Source organism: Sphaerisporangium rhizosphaerae, from assembly GCF_042665155.1.
Taxonomy (GTDB): Bacteria; Actinomycetota; Actinomycetes; order Streptosporangiales; family Streptosporangiaceae; genus Sphaerisporangium; species Sphaerisporangium rhizosphaerae.
Genome location: NZ_JBHTCG010000006.1, coordinates 253,133 through 271,624, shown reverse-complemented (window position 1 = coordinate 271,624; position 18,492 = coordinate 253,133). Strand labels below are relative to the sequence as shown.

Sequence of the window (18,492 nt, the reverse complement as noted above, 5' to 3'; positions counted from 1 at the left end):
CGCCGCGTTCGGGCCACTTTGCCCTACCGGCGGTTGTTCTCGCTGATGAGGGCCGCTCTATACGATGGTTTGGCCCGGCACTGGACGCGAACTTAAGGGTGGACATGGTTGAGAGCGTCGGCACCGCCAAGCGCGCAAGGACCACCCGCGCGACGGCGGGCGGCCCAGAAGTGGACCTGCGGCAACTGCTGGCGGGCCTGACCGCCGTCCGCGACGGCGACTTCGGGACGCGGCTGCCCGAGGAGGGCGACGGCCTCTACAAGGAGATCGCCACCGTCTTCAACGGCATGGTCGACCAGCTCTCGCTGTTCACCAGCGAGGTCACCCGCGTCGCCCGCGAGGTCGGCACCGAGGGCCAGCTCGGCGGCCAGGCGGCCGTGCCGGGCGTGTACGGCACCTGGAAAGACCTGACCGACTCGGTGAACGCCATGGCGGGCAACCTCACCGACCAGGTGCGCAGCATCGCCCAGGTCACCACCGCGGTCGCCAAGGGCGACCTCTCGCAGAAGATCACCGTCTCGGCGCGCGGCGAGATCCTCGAGCTGAAGAACACCATCAACACGATGGTCGACCAGCTGTCCTCCTTCGCCGACGAGGTCACCCGCGTGGCCCGCGAGGTCGGCACCGACGGCCGTCTCGGCGGCCAGGCGCAGGTCACCGAGGTCGCCGGCACCTGGCGCGACCTGACCGACTCGGTGAACTCCATGGCCGGCAACCTCACCGACCAGGTGCGCAACATCTCGCAGGTGGCGACGGCGGTGGCGCGCGGCGACCTGTCGCAGAAGATCACCGTCTCGGCGCGCGGCGAGATCCTCGAGCTGAAGAACACGCTGAACACCATGGTCGACCAGCTGTCGTCCTTCGCCGACGAGGTCACCCGCGTGGCCCGCGAGGTCGGCACCGAGGGGCGCCTGGGCGGCCAGGCGGACGTCAAGGGCGTCTCGGGCACCTGGAAGGCGCTCACCGAGTCGGTGAACGTCATGGCCGACAACCTCACCGCCCAGGTGCGCAGCATCGCCGAGGTCACCACGGCGGTCGCCAAGGGCGACCTGTCGCAGAAGATCCGCGTCGACGCGCGCGGCGAGATCCTGGAGCTCAAGGAGACCATCAACACGATGGTCGACCAGCTCTCGGCGTTCGCCGACGAGGTGACCCGCGTGGCCCGCGAGGTCGGCACCGAGGGCAACCTGGGCGGCCAGGCGACCGTGCGCGGCGTGTCGGGCACCTGGAAGGACCTCACCGACAACGTCAACGTGATGGGGTCCAACCTCACCAGCCAGGTGCGCTCGATCGCGCAGGTCGCGACGGCGGTGGCCAGGGGCGACCTGTCGCAGAAGATCACCGTCGAGGCCAAGGGCGAGGTGGCCGCGCTCGCCCAGACGATCAACACGATGGTCGAGACGCTGAGCGCGTTCGCCGACGAGGTCACCCGCGTGGCCCGCGAGGTCGGCACCGAGGGCCAGCTCGGCGGCCAGGCGCGGGTGCCGAACGTCGCCGGCACCTGGAAGGACCTCACCGACAACGTCAACTCCATGGCCAACAACCTGACCAGCCAGGTGCGCAACATCGCCCAGGTCACCACGGCCGTGGCCCAGGGCGACCTGACCAAGAAGATCGACGTCGACGCCCGCGGCGAGATCCTCGAGCTCAAGACCACCATCAACACGATGGTCGACCAGCTGTCCTCCTTCGCCGCGGAGGTCACCCGCGTGGCCCGCGAGGTGGGCAGCGAGGGCCGCCTGGGCGGCCAGGCCGAGGTGGAGGGCGTCTCGGGCACCTGGAAGCGCCTGACCGAGAACGTCAACGAGCTGGCCGGCAACCTCACCCGTCAGGTGCGGGCCATCGCCGAGGTGACCAGCGCGGTGACCTCGGGCGACCTCACCCGCTCGATCACCGTCGACGCCTCCGGCGAGGTCGCCGAGCTCAAGGACAACATCAACTCCATGGTGAAGTCCCTGCGCGAGACCACCAGGGCCAACCAGGAGCAAGACTGGCTGAAGACCAACCTCGCCCGCATCTCCGGCCTGATGCAGGGCCACCGCGACCTGTCGGTGGTCGCCGAGCTGGTCATGAACGAGCTGGCGCCGCTGGTCAGCGCGCAGCACGGCACGTTCCTGCTGGCCGAGGAGACCCCCCGCGGCACCGAGCTGCGGCTGGTCGGCGGCTACGGCCACCGGGAGGACTCCCGCCGCTACGCCCTGGGCGACTCCCTGGTCGGGCAGGCGGCGCTGGCCAAGCGCACCATCCTCGTCGAGGACGTCCCGCACGGCTACCTCAAGATCGCCTCAAGCCTGGGCGAGGCGGGGCCGGTGAACCTCATGGTGCTGCCCATCGTCTTCGAGGACCAGGTGCTCGGCGTCATCGAGCTGGCCAGCCTCAACCGCTTCACCCAGATCCACCGCGACTTCCTCGAACTGCTCGTCGAGACCATCGGCGTCAACGTCAACACGATCGTGGCCAACGCCCGCACCGACGCCCTGCTCACCGAGTCGCAGCGCCTGGCCACCGAACTGCAGGTCGGCCAGGAGGAGCTTCAGCGCTCCAACGCCGAGCTGGAGGAGAAGGCCGAGCTGCTCGCCCGGCAGAACCGCGACATCGAGACCAAGAACATCGAGATCGAGCAGGCCAGCCAGGAGCTGGAGGACCGCGCCCAGCAGCTCGCGCTCGCCTCCAAGTACAAGAGCGAGTTCCTGGCCAACATGAGCCACGAACTGCGCACCCCGCTCAACTCGCTGCTCATCCTGGCCCAGTTGCTGGCCCAGAACCCCGCGCGCAACCTCACCGCCAAGCAGGTGGAGTACGCCAACGTCATCCACTCGGCCGGCACCGACCTGCTCCAGCTCATCAACGACATCCTCGACCTGTCCAAGATCGAGGCCGGCAAGATGGACCTCACGCTGGAGCCGTTCCACATCCGCCAGCTGCTGGACTACGTCGAGGCCACCTTCCGGCCGCTGACCACCGAGAAGGGGCTGCGGTTCGACGTGCAGGTCGCCCCGGACGTGCCCACCCAGCTGCTGATGGACGAGCAGCGCCTGCGCCAGGTGCTGCGCAACCTGCTGTCCAACGCGGTGAAGTTCACCGAGCGGGGCACCGTCGCGCTGCGCGTCGAGCGCACCACGATGGACCTGCCGAGCGGCGCCGGCCAGGAGGTCCTGGCCTTCCACGTGTCCGACACCGGCATCGGCATCGCCGAGGAGAACCTCTCCCAGATCTTCGACGCCTTCCAGCAGGCCGACGGCACCACCAGCCGCAAGTACGGCGGCACCGGCCTCGGCCTGTCCATCAGCCGCGAGATCGCCACGCTGTTCCACGGCGAGATCCGCGCGGACAGCACGCTCGGCGAGGGCAGCACGTTCAGCCTCTACCTGCCGATGGACGGCTTCTCCGAGGAGGAGCTGACGGTCCCCGGCACGGGCCGCCCGGCCCTCCGGCAGGCCGAGCCGGTGGAGGCGGTGGAGCCCGTCGAGTTGCCGGCCCCCTCGCCCCTGCAGGGCGAGGACCTCGACGGCCGTCGCCTGCTGGTCGTCGAGGCGCGGCCGAACGGGCTGCTGTCGCTGCTGGCGCAGAGTGTCGTGGCCGACCTGTCGCAGACGCACGGCCCGGTGCGGGTCACCACGGCGAGCAACCCCGACACCGCCATGGCCGCGCTCACGCGCGACGGCTACCACTGCATCGTGCTCGACCTCGGCATGCCGCAGGACGCCGCGGCGGAGTTCCTGCGCCGGCTGGACGACGACCCGGCGCTGCGGTCGCTGCCGGTGCTCGCCCACCACACCCGCAAGCTCACCCGGCCGCAGGAGAACCTCCTGCAGGGGCGCTCGCGCACCCAGCCGCTGGAGCGCCTGCCCAGCCTGGACGAGCTGCGCGAGCGCATCACGCTGCACCTGTCGGCCGAGGGCCCTGGTGACGTGCTGCCGCTGGTGCAGGCCAGCCCCGAGGAGACGCCCCAGGACGTCGAGAAGGTCGACAGCGGCCTGCTCGGCCGCAAGGTGCTGGTGATCGACGACGACGTGCGCAACGTCTTCGCGCTCACCAACATCCTGGAGCTGCACGGCATGCAGGTGCTCTACGCCGAGAACGGCCGCAAGGGCATCGACGTGCTGATGCGCAACGACGACGTCGACCTGGTGCTGATGGACATCATGATGCCCGAGATGGACGGCTACGCCGCCACGGCCGCGATCCGCGAGATGCCGCGCTTCGCCAACCTGCCGATCATCGCGGTCACCGCCAAGGCCATGCACGGCGACCGCGAGAAGACCCTCTCGTCGGGCGCCAGCGACTACGTCACCAAGCCGGTGGACTCCGAGGAGCTCATCGACCGCATGCAGCGCTGGCTAGAGCTCTGACCTCGTCCCTCAGACGAAGACCTCAACCCGGCGGCGGGCCCCCGTCGCCGTGCGACCCGGCGTTCATGCGCCGCTGGTGAGGTGGTTGGCGGCCCAGGAGGCGATGCCGGCGCGGGAGCGGGCGCCGAGTTTGTTCATTATCCGGTCGACGTGCCCCTCGGCGGTCCGCTGGGAGATGACCAGCCGCGCCGCGATCTCCCTGTTCGAGCGGCCCTCGGCGACGAGCGCGGCGACCTGCCGCTCGCGGGGCGTCAGCCGCAGCAGCGAGTCGCCCGGGGCGGACGGGGCCGGGACGCCGGGAAGGGTGCCGGCCGGCACTCCGGGGCGGGCCGCGCCGCCGGACGGCCGGCGCGTCTCGCCGAGGGCGTAGGCCACGGCGGCGTCGAAGGGGATCTCCGCGGCCCGCCGGCGCGCGGCCTCCACGGTGTCCTTGCCCAGCGTCCGCTCGGCCCGCTCCCGGCAGTGGACGCTCCACCCGCGCAGGGTGCCCCAGCCGAACAGCGGCGCGCCGATCGGCTCCCACATCCTCTCGCTCATGGCGAGCATGAGCGAGGCGGCCTCGGCGTCGCCGTTCGCCATGGCGATCCAGGCCAGGAACTCCACGCAGAACGGGATGCCGAGCCGGTCGGTGATGCGCCGCTTGACGCGCAGCGACTCCCGCGCGTACCTCTCGGCCGACCGCAGGTCGCCGCGGCTCCACCAGGTGACGGCGAGGTTCCACAGGGCCCATGACCGCGTCCAGCACTCCCCGTGGGCCTCGCACAGCGCCACGCAGTCCTTGCACAGCGCCATGGCGCGCTCCACGTCCCCGAGCAGGCCGACGACCATGCCGAGCTGGCAGGACACGACGGTGGTCACGGAGGTGAGCTCCCCTGTGGCCCGGTGGTGGTCCAGCGCCCGCTCCAGGTACAGCGCCGCCTCCTCCAGCCGGTCCTGGATCCACATCGCCGTTCCGATCCACTGGGTGGCGTGGGCGAGCGCGGTGTCGTCCCCGAGGCGCCGCGCGAGGTCGGCGCACTCGGTGAGCGCCCCGAGCGCGCGCTGGACGTCACCCTGTCCGGTGGCCACCCAGCCGTCCACCCACAGCGCCTTGGCGCGCTCGCCGCTGGGCGCGGTGTCCAGGGCCAGCGCCCGGTCCAGCCAGTGGCGGCCGTCCCGGACGGCGGAGCCGATCCAGTACCACCAGAGCGCGCCGGCCATCCGCAGCCCGGTGCGGGCCTCGCCGGGTTCGGTGAGGCAGAACTCCAGCGCCGTCCACACGTCGGGCTCGTCGGCCCGCGTGCGGTCCAGCCAGGCGGGCTGGCGCGGCCCGAACCAGTCGGCCTCGGCCCGCTCGGCCAGGCGCAGGTAGTGGTCGCGGTGCCGGCGGCGCACGGCGGTCTCCTCGCCGCTCTCGGCCAGCCGTTCCTTCCCGTAGTCGCGGATCGTCTCCAGCATGGAGTACCGGACGTGGGCGCCATGGCCGATGCGGCAGACCACGGACTTGCCGACCAGGCTCGCGATGCCCGACAGCACCTGCTCGCGCGTGAGGCCCGCGCCGGAGCACACATCCTGGACGGCCTCCTGGCCGGCCTGGCCGGCGAACACCGAGAGCCTCGCCCACAGGGTCTGCTCCAGGCCGGTGCACAGGTCGAAGCTCCACCCGATCGCCGCGCGCAGCGTCCGGTGGCGCGGCTGGTCGTCGCGGTACCCGGTGGCCAGCAGGCGGTAGCGGTCCTCCAGCCGGGTCAGCATCTGGTCCACCGACAGCGCCGGCAGCCGCACCGCCGCCAGCTCGATGGCCAGCGGCAGCCCGTCCAGCCGGCGGCACAGCGTGGCCACGGCGTTCTCGTTGCCCTTGTCCACGACGAACCCCGACACCGCGGCCGACGCGCGGTCCTCGAACAGCGCCAGCGCCTCGTACCCGGTGCCGGCGTCCTCGGCCCCGGCGGCCGGCTCCTGCGTGCCGGGCAGGGTGAGCGGCAGGACGCGCCAGACGTGCTCCCCGGGCAGCCCGAGCGGTTCGCGACTGGTGGCCAGCACCCGCAGCCCAGGCGCCGCCCGCAGCAACGCGGCCACCAGGTCGGCACAGGCCTCGCGCACGTGTTCGCAGTTGTCCAGGACCAGCAGCAGGCGGCGGCCGGCCAGGTGGTCGGCCAGGACGCGCACCGGGTCGCGGGTGGAGACGGTGTCGGGCGCCTCGACCGCCGCGGCCACCGCGCTCGCGACCAGCGAGGCGGTGTGCACCTTGGCCAGTTCGGCGAGGCGGACACCGTCGGGGAAGGTCCGCTGGAGCCGGCGGGCGACGTGGAGCGCCAGCCGGGTCTTGCCGACCCCGCCGACGCCCGTGAGCGTGACCAGCCGCCACCGGCACAGGCATTTCCCGATGTCCGCGGTCGCCTGCCGGCGGCCGACGAAGCTGGTGATCTCGCGGGGCAGGGTCCCCGCCTTCCGCTTTACCGCATGCACTGGCACCACGCCCGCCGGGCCCGAGGGGCTCCTGAGATGGTTCACGGCCATCTGTCGCGCGCAAGACGTCATCACGCGCCCACTGTCCGTATTATCCCATATGTCAGGTTCGCGCGGTCGGGGAGCCCGAGCCGTCCAGCAGTTCGGCGAAGCGCTCGGCGACCAGGTCCCAGCGCCACTCGCGCTCGATCCACTCCCGGCCCCGCTCCCCCATGCGCCGGGCGCGCTCCGGGTCGCGCAGCAGCCCCGTCAGGGCCGCCGCCACCTCGGCCGGGTCGCGGCCGTCGACCACCAGCCCGGTCTCCCCGGGCAGGACCGCGTCGGGCGCGCCCCCGGAGGCCCCGGCGACGATCGGCAGCCCGGTCGCGGACGCCTCCAGGTACACGATGCCCAGACCCTCCACGTCCATGCCGCCAAGGCGCGTGCGGCACGGCATCGCGAACACGTCCCCGGCGTCGTAGTAGGCCGGCAGGCTGCTCCAGGGCACCGACCCGGTGACCACCACCGACCCCGCCAGCCCCCGCTCGCCGATCGCCCGCTCGATCGCCGGACGGGACGGCCCCCCGCCCACCAGCAGCAGGACGGCGTCCGGCACCTCGCGCAGCACCGACGGCCAGCAGCGGACCAGCGTGTCCTGCCCCTTGCGCGGCACCAGGCGCGACACGCACACGACCACGGGCCGCTCGCCGATGCCCAGCGACGCCCGCACCCCCGCGCCGCCGGACCCGGGACGGAACACACCGGTGTCCACGCCGGGCGTCAGCCGCACGAGCCGGCCGGAGGGCACCACGCGCACCAGCCGCTCACGGGTGTACTCGCCCAGGTAGGTGACCACGTCCGCGCGGGCGCCGATGCGCGCGAGCAGGCCGCGCGCCACCGGGACGCCCGCCCAGGCGGCCTCGTGCCCGTGGGTCAGCATGACCACCCGCCGTGCCCCCGCCGCGCGAAGGGCGGGCGCGAGCAGACCGAGCGGGGCCGCCGCGCCGAACACGACGGTGTCGCACCCCTCCGACCGCACCAGAGCGGCCGCCCGCCGCGCCACCTCCGGGACCGGCAGCATCAGCGACCCCCCGTGCCGCACCACGCGGTACGGCTGCCGCGCGTCGAACTCCTCCCACCCGCGCCAGCGCGAGGCGTACACCACCACCGACCCGGGCGGCCGCCGGAGGGCGAGCGCGTGCACGAACGCCTGGATGCCGCCGGGCCGCGGCGGGAAGTCGTTGGTGACGAACAGCGTCCTGGCGTGCCCGGGGCCGCGCCCGTCGGGGATCACGGCTCGGGCAGGCCGTTCAGGCGGGCCCAGGAGCGCGCCAGAGCCAGACGCTGCGGAGCGGTGGGGTGGGAGGCGTACATCAGGTAGTCGAAGCCGCTCGGCGTCAGATCGGAGATGTTGGTCAGCGCCAGCCGCTTCTGCATCGCGGCGAACGTGGCGGCGTCACGGGTCAGATCCAGCGCGTGGACGTCGGCCCTGGCCTCGATCCGCCGGCTGACGAGGTTCTCGGCCGGCCCCGACAGCACGGTCGCCAGGCTCATCAGCCCCAGAAGCACGCCGACCGCCCTCGGGTCGGCCACCGAGGCGACGCCCGTGCGCCGCCTGAGCGCGGGCAGGGACACCACCAGGTACAGCAGGCAGGCCCCCGCGGCGGCGCCGAGCGCGCCGACCATCGTCCCGTACAGGACGTCCCCGCGCTTGGCGTGCCCCAGCTCGTGCGCGACGACCAGCCTCACCTCACCGGCCGGGGCGCGCAGCAGCGTGTCGTAGACGACGATGCGGCGGGTGGCGCCGAAGCCGGAGACGTAGGCGTTGAGCGCCGTGGTCCGGCGGGAGGCGTCGGCGACCAGCACGTCCTGGACGGGGACGCCGTCGCGGCGGGCCATGGCGACCAGATCGTCGCGCAGCCGCCCGGCGGGCAGCGGCGTGAAGTCGTTGAACAACGGCTCGACGACCAGGGGGTAGACGAACGACGCCGCGACGGTGAGCAGGAACGCCCCGGCCGCGGCGGGCGCCCACCAGCGGCGGGGGGCGCGGCGGGCCAGCCAGACCACCGCGAGCACCATGATCGCGATGATCACGGTCTGGACGGCGAAGCTCTTGAGCCGGTCGGCCGACCACGCGGGCCACTGCTGGGTGGACAGGCCGTAGGCGCGCAGCCGCGTCTCGTACCACATGCCGAGCGGCCACTTGATCGCCAGGCTCACCGCCGAGAGCGCGACGACGCCGAGCAGGGCGCGAGCCCACCACGGGCCCGGGAGCCGTCCCACCAGCCAGGCGCCCACAGGCGTCAGGACCAGCACGCCCGCGACGGCGAGCGTCACGGCCAGCGACAGGTACACCGGCACGTTCACGGCCGCGTCGAAGGCGTCGGCGCGCGCGATCTGCGCCGCGGTGAAGTCGCGCGCGGGATCGGGCGCCACGGCGGGCGCGGAGCCCGGCAGCGGGCGCCACGGCGTGCTCACCGCCACCACGGCGGCCAGCGCCACCCCCAGGCCCACCAGCGCGCCCCCCGCCGCCCGCACCCCGCTCACCGCTCGCTCCGAGCCGGCGCCTGGACCGTCGGATGGGCCCGTGCGGGTGTGCGCGTCCGCGCCGGCGCGTGCCCCGGCGTCGCCCGCCGGGCCGGCCACGCGGCCGGTCTCGTCACTTCGCTCCATGCTCTCCCCTGCGCCGCGCCGCCACCGTGGTCATGCGAGCTCGTCTCGGACGTACTCGCGCCAGGCGGCGGTGAACCGCTCCAGGCTCATGCGGAGCGTGCGGGACAGCGCCGCCCGCACGTCCCCGTGCCTGGACTCACGGTAGAGGCTCACCAGAGCGCGTTCGCCGAAGCGCCCCGCGACATACCGGCAGGCGAGCCAGGCCTCCTCGTACGCCTGGGCCTGCCGCGCGGAGCCGGCGGCGAACGCCTCCGGCCCGGGCAGCCGTTCGGGCGTCCGTCCGGCGCGCACCTCATCGGCCAGTTCGGCCGCGGCCCGGCGTGCCGGGATGCCGGCGTCGAGATAGCCGACGTAGTCCGCGAACCCCTCGACCAGCCATTTGGGCGTGCTCCCGTCGAGCGCCGCCCCGGTGGCGATGTGCGTGATCTCGTGGGCGAGGACGACGTCGCGGCCGGCGGCGGTCAGGCGGGCGAACGACCGCGGCTCCACGATCACCCGGTCGGCGCCCGCCACCGCGGCCAGGCCGTTCACCTGCGCTGGGGCGGCCAGCACGGCCGCCTGCTCGGTCGTGGCGGGAACGGCGATCAGCGGACGCACCGGGCCCACGACGCGGGCGACCAGCCGGCTCGCCCGGTCGGCCCGGCGCGCGAGGTCGGCGAACGCGGCTCCGGGGGCCGCGGCGGCGGCCCCGCTTCCGAGAACGGGCCCGGTCGCGGAGGTTTTCGCAGCCTGCGGGGCCGCGGTTCCAGAAGCCGTGAGGGCTCCAGGGGCGGTGAGGGCACCGGGAGCCGCGACCACGAGGGAGAGGTCGCCGCGGAAGGTCCGCGCGCCGGACCAGATCTCCGGATGCTCGCCGATCAGCGTCCGCGCCCGCCGTCCGAGATCGTCCTCGACGGCGGAGGGCCCCGTCAGCACGGTCAGCACCCCCGCCAGGACGGCCCAGAGCCACACGACGCGCATGCGGGAAATCTACCTGCTCGTCCTTCCCGGCCACATCGGCGTCCCATGGGCGGACTCACATCAGCGTCCCGGCGGCGGCCCCGTATCGCCTTCCAAGCGGTGGACCCGTATCGACGTCCCGGCGGCGGACGTGTCTCGGCTTCCCGGCGGCGGATCCGGTTCGACGTCGCGGCGGCGGACCCGCGGAGGTCGAACTCGCTCCATCCGGCCACGTCGGCCTTGCGGGACGCGGACGTGCGAAGGCCCCGTCCGCTCCGAGGGGGGAGGAGCGGACGGGGCCTTCACGACCGGCGCGAGGGGCATGTGCACCACCCGGAAACGTCTTCGAGGAGCGGGGGCACCTCTCGGAGACGCTCTCCCGGAGGAGTCCCTCGCGCCGATCGGCCTCCGGAACGGCAGATCGTCTTCCGGAACCGCCGGTCAGCTTTCGAACCGCCGGTCAGGATCCGGAACCGCCGGTCGGCTTCCGGAACCGCCGGTCAGGGTCCGGAATCGCCGGCCGGCATCCCGGGACGGCCCGGAAACCGGACCGGCCCATCGTGGGAACCGGGAGCGGATCGGCACGGGCGACCGGCGCACCGGACCCAGCGGAGCCCTGGATGGGCGGGGGTGGTTCCGCGGGTCAAGCGGGGGTCCAGCGCCAACCTGGAGCGGCAGGCGGAGCCCGGCCTGGTCATCCGATCGCTGGATGGCAGCGCCGACGCCGCGACGGTCCCGCCGGTCAGGCGCCGGGGCGGACGGCGCCGACGAAGGACGCCTTCCGGTAGCCCGACAGCTTGTCGATGCGCACCCGCGCGCCGGTGTGCGGCGAGTGGATCATCTTGCCGTGCCCGACGTACATGCCGACGTGGCCGAGTCCGTAGAAGAACATCAGGTCACCCTGCTTGAGGTTCTTCCAGGACACCTTCTTCCGCACCGTGCGGAACTGGCTGGCGGCGATGCGGGGCAGCTTCACGCCGGCCTTGCGCCAGGCGTACAGCATCAGGCCGGAGCAGTCGAAGGCCCCCGGGCCGCTGGCGCCCCAGCGGTAGGGGTCGCCGATCTGCTTCTTCGCCACCGCGACGGCCGTGTGCGCCTTGAGCTGCTGCCGGACGGCCCTGCTCACTTTGGCCTTGCTCTTGGATGTGCGGGAGGTGCTGGATGTGCTCGCCTCGCTCACCGCGGCCGTGCCGGTGGGCTCGGAGGCCCCGGTGATGCTCGGTGTCTCGATCAGCCCGGCCGGGCCGTAGACGGACGGCTCTGAGGGTCCCTGAGCCGGTGCCGCCGTGGCGGCGTCAGCCGCCGTCGCCTGCGTCGCCACGGCTCCCACGGAGGCCGTCATGGTGAGCACCACACCGCCGAGAGAGAAGCGGGCAATGCGCGACAGACGAGGGTTCTGGGTGGTGCTGGACAGGATCGCTCCTTGATTCTTCCACTCACGCCTACCGGGTTAGCTGACGGATTCGGGCATGGAAGTAGCCCTACGACGCCAAGGCGTCGATTCACCCCCTGATCCCGCGTTTAGGATCAATTGGGTCCCCGGTTCCGTGCTCCTTGCCGCACGGATTCGGCAGGTCACCGCCCCTTTGGGGTCCTGGCTCGCGCCTTACTGGGGCGACGGCGACCGCTGGATTGTCATGCGTGGAGCCGGTCGGAAGACCGGCTCCGTTCGCGACGGCATGGCGTGCTCGCCGCGGGCCAGAAGTTACACAGAACCCCAAATCGAGGCAAAGTCGCGACCAAGTCACATAGATCAAATAAGGGGCTTCTTAATCAGGAAACCCCTGCACAACAAGCGCATCCGTTACCCGTATGTGATTCCCCTCACATATCCCGAAACGGCACCTGACGCGAGTCACACAAGTCACATCAGTCACACCCGTTCAGGGATCTTGGAGAGGGAACGGTCCACCTAACCCCGCCCGGCGGACCGGGATTCGCCCCCGCATGTCACGTTCCGCACCCGAGACCCGTTACCCACGACGTCTGTTCCACAACGATCCTTCAGCAACAGTGCTTCCACAATGAGAATTACGCAATATCTGTTGTGCAATGTCCGTTGCTCATGTCAAAGTGGGCGCATGGCCGACGAAGACGTACGCACGATCACCGACTCACGGGTGCTGGCCGCCCTGTCGCATCCCACGAGGCGGCGCCTCATGGACGCGCTGAAGGTCTACGGTCCCTGCACCGCCAGCATGCTGGCCGAGCACACCGGGCAGGCCGTCGCCAACGCCAGCCACCACCTGCGCGTCCTGGCCGGCAGCGAGCTCATCGAGGAGGCCCCAGAGCTCGCCCGCGACCGGCGCGAACGCTGGTGGCGGCTGTCCTCGGCCGAGCTGCGCTGGAGCGAGTCCGACTTCGGCGGCGACCCCGCGACCGCCGCCATCGCCAGCGCGGCGGCGTCCCTCAACCTCGAACACCACGTCAGCATGGTCCGCGCCTGGTACGCCGCGAGCGAGGACGAGCGGGCGGCCTGGCAGGACGCTCCCTTCTCCACCGACAAGTGGCTGCGGCTCACCCCCGACGAGCTGCACGAGTTCGAGGCGCAGTTCCTGGAGCTCCTCAGCCGGTGGGCCACCCGGGAGATCCCCGACGACGGGCGGTCCCGCGAGCCGGTGTTCGTCTTCGCCTTCGGCGTCCCGGGCCGGCCGTGAACGGCCTCACCGCGGCGGCCGCGCCCGCCGCGTCCCGTTCCCGGGGCCGCTGGGGGCTGCTGCGCGACCGCGACTTCCGGCTGCTGTGGGTCGGCGAGACCACCAGCGGCTTCGGCAGCTCTCTCACCTCGGTGGCCCTGCCCCTGGTCGCGATCACCGCGCTCCACGCGACCACGCTCGAGGTCGCTCTGCTCACCGCCGCGGCGTGGGTGCCGTGGGTGATCATCGGCCTGCCCGCCGGAGCCTGGGTCGACCGCCTGCCCCGCAGGCCCGTGATGCTGACCTGCGACGCCGTGTCGTTCCTGCTGTTCCTCAGCATCCCGGTGGCCGCGTGGCAGGGCGTGCTGACCGTCGGCCACCTGCTGGCCGTCGCGCTGCTCACGGGCACCGCCAAGGTGTTCTTCCAGACCTCCTACCAGGTGTACCTCCCCTCGATCGTCGTCCCCGCCGACCTGCCCGAGGGCAACGCCAAGCTCCAGGGCGGCGAGTCGGCCGTCGAAGTGGTGGGCCCGGGAGCCGCCGGTCTGGTCGCCCAGGTGTTCGGCGCGGTCACCGCGCTGCTCGCCGACGCGGCGAGCTTCGTGGTCTCGGCGCTGTGCCTGCTCGGCATCAGGGCCCGCGAGGCCCCGGTGTCGCGCGAGCGGCGGGCCACGACGCTTCGACGCGAGATCGGCGAGGGCCTGCGCTTCGTCGCCCGCGACCCCTACCTGCGGGTGCTCACGGTGTTCGGGGCGGCCAGCAACCTCGGGCTCATGGGATACCAGGCCATCCTGGTCGTCTTCCTGGTGCGCGACGTCGGCGTCGGCCCCGGCGCGGTCGGCGGGCTGATGGCGGTCATGAGCGTCGGCGGCCTGGCGGGCGCGGCGAGCGCCACCTGGGTGTCCAGGCGGCTCGGCAGCGCCCGCGCCATGATCGTGTTCGAGGCGCTCGGCGCGCCGTTCGGCCTGCTCATTCCGCTGGCCCACCGGGGCCCGTGGCTGGCGGTCGCGGTGGCCGGCGGGTTCGTCCTGGTCACGGGCGTGGTGGCGGGCAACATCATCAAGGCGGGCTTCCGCCAGACCTACGTCCCCCGGCACCTGCTCGGCCGGGTCTCCGTGAGCATGCAGTTCGTCAACTACGGCACCATCCCGCTCGGCGCCCTCCTCGGCGGAGCGCTCGGCGGCACCATCGGCACCCGTCCGTCGATGTGGGTCGTCACGGCCGGGCTCGCCCTGACCGGCCTGATCCTCCTCATCGGCCCCCTCAGGCACCGCCGCGACCTCCCCGCCTCCCCCGACCACCCCTGACCGACCCCACCCACCACCGGACCAGCCCGCACACCGAGCCAGACCCGTTCAAGCGCGCCTTTCCCGCCTCCCCCGACCACCCCCTGACCCCGCGACCCCACCCACCACCAGACCAGCCCGCACACCGAGCCAAACCCGTTCGAGCGCGCTTTTCCCGGCGCCGGGTCGGCGGGACGAGGAACGGCCGATCCGGCGCCGTGTGCGGCGGGCGACCCGGTGGACCCTCGGCTCACGGCCCCGGCCGTTCGCCAGGCCACCGGTGGGCGGGCGTCCTTGCCATGTCGGCAAGAGGGTGTGCTCATTCGCGCCGCGAGCGCCTAGCCTGCCGGCCATGATGTCGCATTCACAGCACCATGATCACCTTGACCATGAAGATCAACGTGACCGCCATGACCACGATGGCGAGGGTCACGCGCACCATGACGAGGCCGGCCTGGCGGACCTGCTCGACCTGGACGCGGTGGTGCTCGGCGCCTACCTGGAGAAGGTGACCGAGTGGGCCGGGCGGCACGCCCCCGACGCGCCCCGGACCATCGTCGACGTGGGCGCCGGGACGGGCACCGGCGGGCTGGCCTTCGCACGCCGCTTCGCGACCGCCGAGGTCGTCGCCGTCGACAGGTCCCCCTTGATGCTCGGACGCCTCCAGGCCACGGCGCGCGAGCGCGGGCTGGCCGACCGGCTGCGCGTCGTACAGGCCGACCTGGACCTCGCCTGGCCCTCGGTCGGCGGAGTGGACCTCGCGTGGGCGTCCTCGTCCTTGCACGAGGTCGCCGACCCGCACCGCGTGCTCACCGACCTGCACGCCGCGCTGAACCCCGGCGGCCTGCTGGTGGTCGTCGAGATGGACGGTCCGCCGCGCTTCCTGCCCGACGACATCGGGTTCGGCCGGCCGGGCCTGGAGTCGCGCTGCCACGAGGCGATGGCGCGGGCGGGCTGGAACGCGCACCCGGACTGGCGTCCGTACCTGGAGCGGGCCGGCTTCCAGATCGCCGCCGAGCACCGATTCGGCATCGAGGTGACTCCGGCGCCGCCGGAGACCGGACGCTACGCGCATGCCTACCTGAGCCACATCCGCCGCGGCCTCGACGGCCGGCTGCCCGCCGACGACCTCGACGCCCTGGACCGCCTGCTCGCGCAGGACGACCCCGGGGCCCTCTTGCACCGCGGCGACCTGACCGTCCGGGGCACCCGCACCGCCTGGGCGGCCCGCCGCCCCTGACCGGCTCCCCTGACCGGCTCCCCTGACCGGCTCCCCGCGCCGGCCACAGACCGCGCTCCGGGTCGTAGAACGCGCTGACTCGTAGAACGTGCTGGGCCGTAAAACACGCTCGGCCGCAGAACGTGCTCGGCCGTAGAACGCGAACGCCCCCGGGCCGGAAGTCCCGGCCGGGGGCGTGGCGTGGTCCGTGCGGTGCGTCAGGGGCGGACGGCGCCGATGATCCCCCTGTAGCTGGAGAGGGGGACGACCTTGACGACGTCTCCGGTGCGGGGCGCGTGCACCATCTTGCCGCCGCCCGCGTACATGCCGACGTGACCGAGGCCCGCGGCGAACAGCAGGTCGCCCGGCTGCAGGGCGTTCAGGGAGACCCGGCGGGAGGCGCCCCAGGAGTACTGCTGGGCGGCGGTGCGCGGCAGGCTGACCCCGGCCGCCCGCCAGGACGCCTGGGTGAGCCCCGAGCAGTCCCAGGCTCCCGGCCCGGTGCCGCCGTAGCGGTAGGGCTTGCCGACCTGCGCGAAGGCGAACTGCAGCGCCGCGCGGGCGTTGCCGGAGGCGGCCCCGGTGTACTTGATGCCTGGGCTGTTCGGATTGCCGGGGTTGTAGGCGTTCAGCTTGCGCAGGAGCCGCTCCTGCTCCCCGACCAGCTTCTCGACGTCCTTCTTCTGCCGGCGCAGGTCGTCCAGCAGCTTGACGGCCTTGTCGTAGGCGCCCTTGGCCTTGTCGCGCTGACCCTTGAGCGACCGGGTGGCCTGCTCGTACGCGCTGATCGTGCGTGACTGGCCCGCCGACATCTGGTCGATGGAGGCCAGCCCGGCCAGCAGCGCCTCGGGGTCGGGCTGGGTGATCAGGTTGGACCAGGACAGGACGTCACCGGACTGGTAGGTGCTGATCGCGACCGACACCAGGCCGACGCGCAGGTCATCGACGCGGCCGAGCTCGCCCTTCAGACGGCCGTTGAGGGAGTTGTACTCCTTCCTGGCCTTCTTCCACTGCTCGCCGGCCAGGTTGTAGCGGTCCACCACCTTGTCGGCCTGGTCGTTGAGCTTGGCCAGCCGCGCCTTCGTCTGGGCGATCGTCGGCTTCGGCTTGGCCTCCGCTCCGCCCGTCTGGGTCGCCATGACGGCGACGATCAGACCGGCGGCCAAAGGTATCCGCCCTATCGCCCGGATCCCACGCACGACCACTGGGACGCCAGCTCCCTCTGCGAGACAAGTGAGACAACCTGGGCGGTGATCCTACAGAAAAGGCATGGATACCTGCACCTCTTCGCCAGTAAATGGTTTGAGAACAGTCAAGCGATGGGAAATCGCGTCGCCACGACAGTCGCGGGCGCCGGGCGCCATGGGACCACGGCCCGTCCGCGGCGGGCGGACGGGCGTCGTCACGGATGGGCGTCGCCAGGAACGGGCGTCGTCAGGAACGGCCGAGGCGGCGCAGCAGCAGCGTGGAGGGCACGGGACGGGCGCCCATGCGCCGCACCGAGTCGGCGACCTCGCGGTCGGAGGACACCACCGCGACGGCCCGGCCGGGCGGCTCGGCGCGCACGAGCTGCCGGATGAGGTCGTCGGCGATCTCCCCCGGCGCGCTGAACAGCACCCGCACGCCGCGCGGCGCCGACACCTGGACCGGGCCGTTCAGCTCGGCGCCGTCGAACACGCAGGTGACCTCGACCCTGGTCTGCACGGCCAGCCCGCCGAGGCCGGTGAGCAGCCGCGACCGCTGGTCCAGCAGGGTGAGCGACGGGTAGCCGGTCTTGGTGACGTTGTAGCCGTCCACGACGAGGTGCAGGTGCGGGATGGCCAGCAGCTGGTCCAGCAGCACCGGGTCGTCATCGGCCAGGGCACGGGCCGGCACGGCGCGCACCGAGGGCGTGCCGGGGGTCACGGCGCTCACCGAGTCGGCCGGCTTGCTGATCGCCACGGGCAGCGCGAGCTCGCTGCGCAGGCCGGCGGCCGCGTCCTGCAAGGTGTCCAGCAGGACGCGGATGCGGGCGTCCTCGATGCTGCGGCCCTCGCGCGCGGCGCGGCGGCTGGCCTCGAGGGCTCGCTCGGCGTCGGACAGGCGTTCGCGGAGTTTGCGAAGCTCGCTTTCGGCCGCGCTGGTCGCGGAGGACACCGCCGTGCGGACCTCCTGCTCGAGCGCCCGCAGCTCGGCGGCCCGCTCCTCGGCCAGCCTGCCCCGTTCGCGGGCGTCGTGCAGCTTGCGCCGCAGGTCGGCCACCTCGGCGCGGGACGCCTTGAGCTGGTCGCGCAGCCGCTCGGCCTCCTCCTTGGCGGCGGCCTTCTGCGCGGCGAGCTGCTCGCGCAGGCGCACGACGGTCTGCTCCTGGGCGCTGCCCTCGGCGACGGCCGCCGCCTGCTCCAGGTCGGAGCGGGCGGTCTCCACCAGGTCGGGCCAGCCGGGAGGGCGCGTCAGGTAGGCCGCGGCGGCGACGAGCACCGGCTCGGCCGCCGGCGGCACCGTGCCCTCCTCCAGGCTGGCCACCAGCTCGGGCCACGCCTCCTTGAGGCTCTCGGCGACGGTCTCGCGGAACTCCTTGTCGGTCTCGAGTTGCGCGGCGATCGGCGCGCTGCCCAGGCGGGCGCGCTTGCGCGGATCGAACCTCGCGATGCCCTTCAACGGAGCGGGGATCATCGCGGGCTGCATCGTGCCGAGCACCTGGGCGGCGAGCTCGACGACGTGTAAGCGGACCTGCTCGGGCAGCGGGCGAGACAGGCCTTCTCCGGCTGAACTCATCCGTCGTCCCCTAGCTGACTGGCCATTCAAATTTCGTCTATCCGACAAGGGTACGGCTGGCACGTTCGTGGTCAGCGCCGTTCCCACCCGGTTCCTGGCTCACGGCCGCCCCACAAGTGCCGTGTCAGACCCCCTTGCGCCGGACCGCCGACCGGCGAACGGCGCGTTGACGGAGTGTCGCCGCAGGTGCGCGCGGCGGTGAA

The 18,492-nt window shown here is 72.7% G+C and carries 11 protein-coding genes and 1 riboswitch; of the genes, 4 read left to right on the top strand and 7 right to left on the bottom strand.

Going from position 1 to position 18,492, the window contains the following annotated elements:
• Positions 1-104 precede the first annotated feature (104 nt).
• Positions 105-4,352 carry a HAMP domain-containing protein gene (locus ACFQSB_RS11960; RefSeq protein WP_380826292.1) on the top strand — a complete coding sequence of 1,416 codons (4,248 nt, stop codon included), beginning with the start codon at positions 105-107 and terminating at the stop codon, positions 4,350-4,352.
• Positions 4,353-4,415: 63 nt separating this feature from the next.
• Here ACFQSB_RS11960 and ACFQSB_RS11955 read toward each other — a convergent pair whose 3' ends face one another.
• The 5 genes from ACFQSB_RS11955 to ACFQSB_RS11935 all read right to left on the bottom strand — a co-directional run bounded on the left by ACFQSB_RS11955 (position 4,416) and on the right by ACFQSB_RS11935 (position 11,733).
• A complete protein-coding gene (locus ACFQSB_RS11955) occupies positions 4,416-6,800 on the bottom strand; it encodes an ATP-binding protein (protein ID WP_380826291.1) in 2,385 nt (794 codons plus the stop codon).
• Between the two features lie 103 nt (positions 6,801-6,903).
• The gene (locus ACFQSB_RS11950) at positions 6,904-8,073 is read right to left on the bottom strand and encodes a glycosyltransferase family 4 protein (RefSeq protein ID WP_380826289.1); all 1,170 of its coding nucleotides are present in this window, start codon (positions 8,071-8,073) and stop codon (positions 6,904-6,906) included.
• Positions 8,070-9,452, bottom strand: coding sequence for a M48 family metallopeptidase (locus tag ACFQSB_RS11945; protein ID WP_380826288.1), 1,383 nt, complete (start codon positions 9,450-9,452; stop codon positions 8,070-8,072). The genes ACFQSB_RS11950 and ACFQSB_RS11945 overlap by 4 nt, the downstream gene beginning before the upstream one ends.
• Before the next feature lie 30 nt (positions 9,453-9,482).
• Positions 9,483-10,412, bottom strand: coding sequence for a gluzincin family metallopeptidase (locus tag ACFQSB_RS11940; RefSeq protein ID WP_380826286.1), 930 nt, complete (start codon positions 10,410-10,412; stop codon positions 9,483-9,485).
• Positions 10,413-11,133: 721 nt separating this feature from the next.
• Complete coding sequence (locus tag ACFQSB_RS11935; protein WP_380826285.1) at positions 11,134-11,733, bottom strand: C40 family peptidase; 600 nt, start codon at positions 11,731-11,733, stop codon at positions 11,134-11,136.
• Positions 11,734-11,815: 82 nt separating this feature from the next.
• Positions 11,816-11,974: riboswitch (cyclic di-AMP (ydaO/yuaA leader) on the bottom strand.
• A 498-nt stretch (positions 11,975-12,472) separates the two neighbouring features.
• On the opposite strand from ACFQSB_RS11935, the gene ACFQSB_RS11930 reads away from it, so the two are divergent.
• From ACFQSB_RS11930 to ACFQSB_RS11920, 3 genes are all read left to right on the top strand, one after another.
• Positions 12,473-13,048: an ArsR/SmtB family transcription factor gene (locus ACFQSB_RS11930; protein ID WP_380826283.1), complete on the top strand. Its 576-nt coding sequence runs from the start codon at positions 12,473-12,475 to the stop codon at positions 13,046-13,048.
• Positions 13,045-14,334: an MFS transporter gene (locus ACFQSB_RS11925; RefSeq protein ID WP_380826281.1), complete on the top strand. Its 1,290-nt coding sequence runs from the start codon at positions 13,045-13,047 to the stop codon at positions 14,332-14,334. The genes ACFQSB_RS11930 and ACFQSB_RS11925 overlap by 4 nt, the downstream gene beginning before the upstream one ends.
• Before the next feature lie 331 nt (positions 14,335-14,665).
• Entirely contained in the window at positions 14,666-15,553 is an 888-nt protein-coding gene (locus ACFQSB_RS11920) for a class I SAM-dependent methyltransferase (RefSeq protein ID WP_380826280.1), read from the top strand.
• A gap of 197 nt (positions 15,554-15,750) precedes the next feature.
• Here the strand turns inward: ACFQSB_RS11920 and ACFQSB_RS11915 are convergent, their stop codons facing one another.
• Together ACFQSB_RS11915 and ACFQSB_RS11910 are read right to left on the bottom strand one after the other, a co-directional pair.
• A complete protein-coding gene (locus ACFQSB_RS11915) occupies positions 15,751-16,671 on the bottom strand; it encodes a C40 family peptidase (protein ID WP_354843435.1) in 921 nt (306 codons plus the stop codon).
• Between the two features lie 295 nt (positions 16,672-16,966).
• Entirely contained in the window at positions 16,967-18,289 is a 1,323-nt protein-coding gene (locus ACFQSB_RS11910; RefSeq protein ID WP_354925089.1) for an NYN domain-containing protein, read from the bottom strand.
• Positions 18,290-18,492: the final 203 nt, after the last annotated feature.

Coding starts and splice junctions, on each gene's coding strand:
- ACFQSB_RS11960 (WP_380826292.1), top strand. CDS start 105: ATGGTTGAGAGCGTCGGCACCGCCAAGCGCGCAAGGACCACCCGCGCG.
- ACFQSB_RS11945 (WP_380826288.1), bottom strand. CDS start 9,452: ATGGAGCGAAGTGACGAGACCGGCCGCGTGGCCGGCCCGGCGGGCGAC.
- ACFQSB_RS11940 (WP_380826286.1), bottom strand. CDS start 10,412: ATGCGCGTCGTGTGGCTCTGGGCCGTCCTGGCGGGGGTGCTGACCGTG.
- ACFQSB_RS11935 (WP_380826285.1), bottom strand. CDS start 11,733: ATGACGGCCTCCGTGGGAGCCGTGGCGACGCAGGCGACGGCGGCTGAC.
- ACFQSB_RS11930 (WP_380826283.1), top strand. CDS start 12,473: ATGGCCGACGAAGACGTACGCACGATCACCGACTCACGGGTGCTGGCC.
- ACFQSB_RS11920 (WP_380826280.1), top strand. CDS start 14,666: ATGATGTCGCATTCACAGCACCATGATCACCTTGACCATGAAGATCAA.
- ACFQSB_RS11915 (WP_354843435.1), bottom strand. CDS start 16,671: ATGGCGACCCAGACGGGCGGAGCGGAGGCCAAGCCGAAGCCGACGATC.
- ACFQSB_RS11910 (WP_354925089.1), bottom strand. CDS start 18,289: ATGAGTTCAGCCGGAGAAGGCCTGTCTCGCCCGCTGCCCGAGCAGGTC.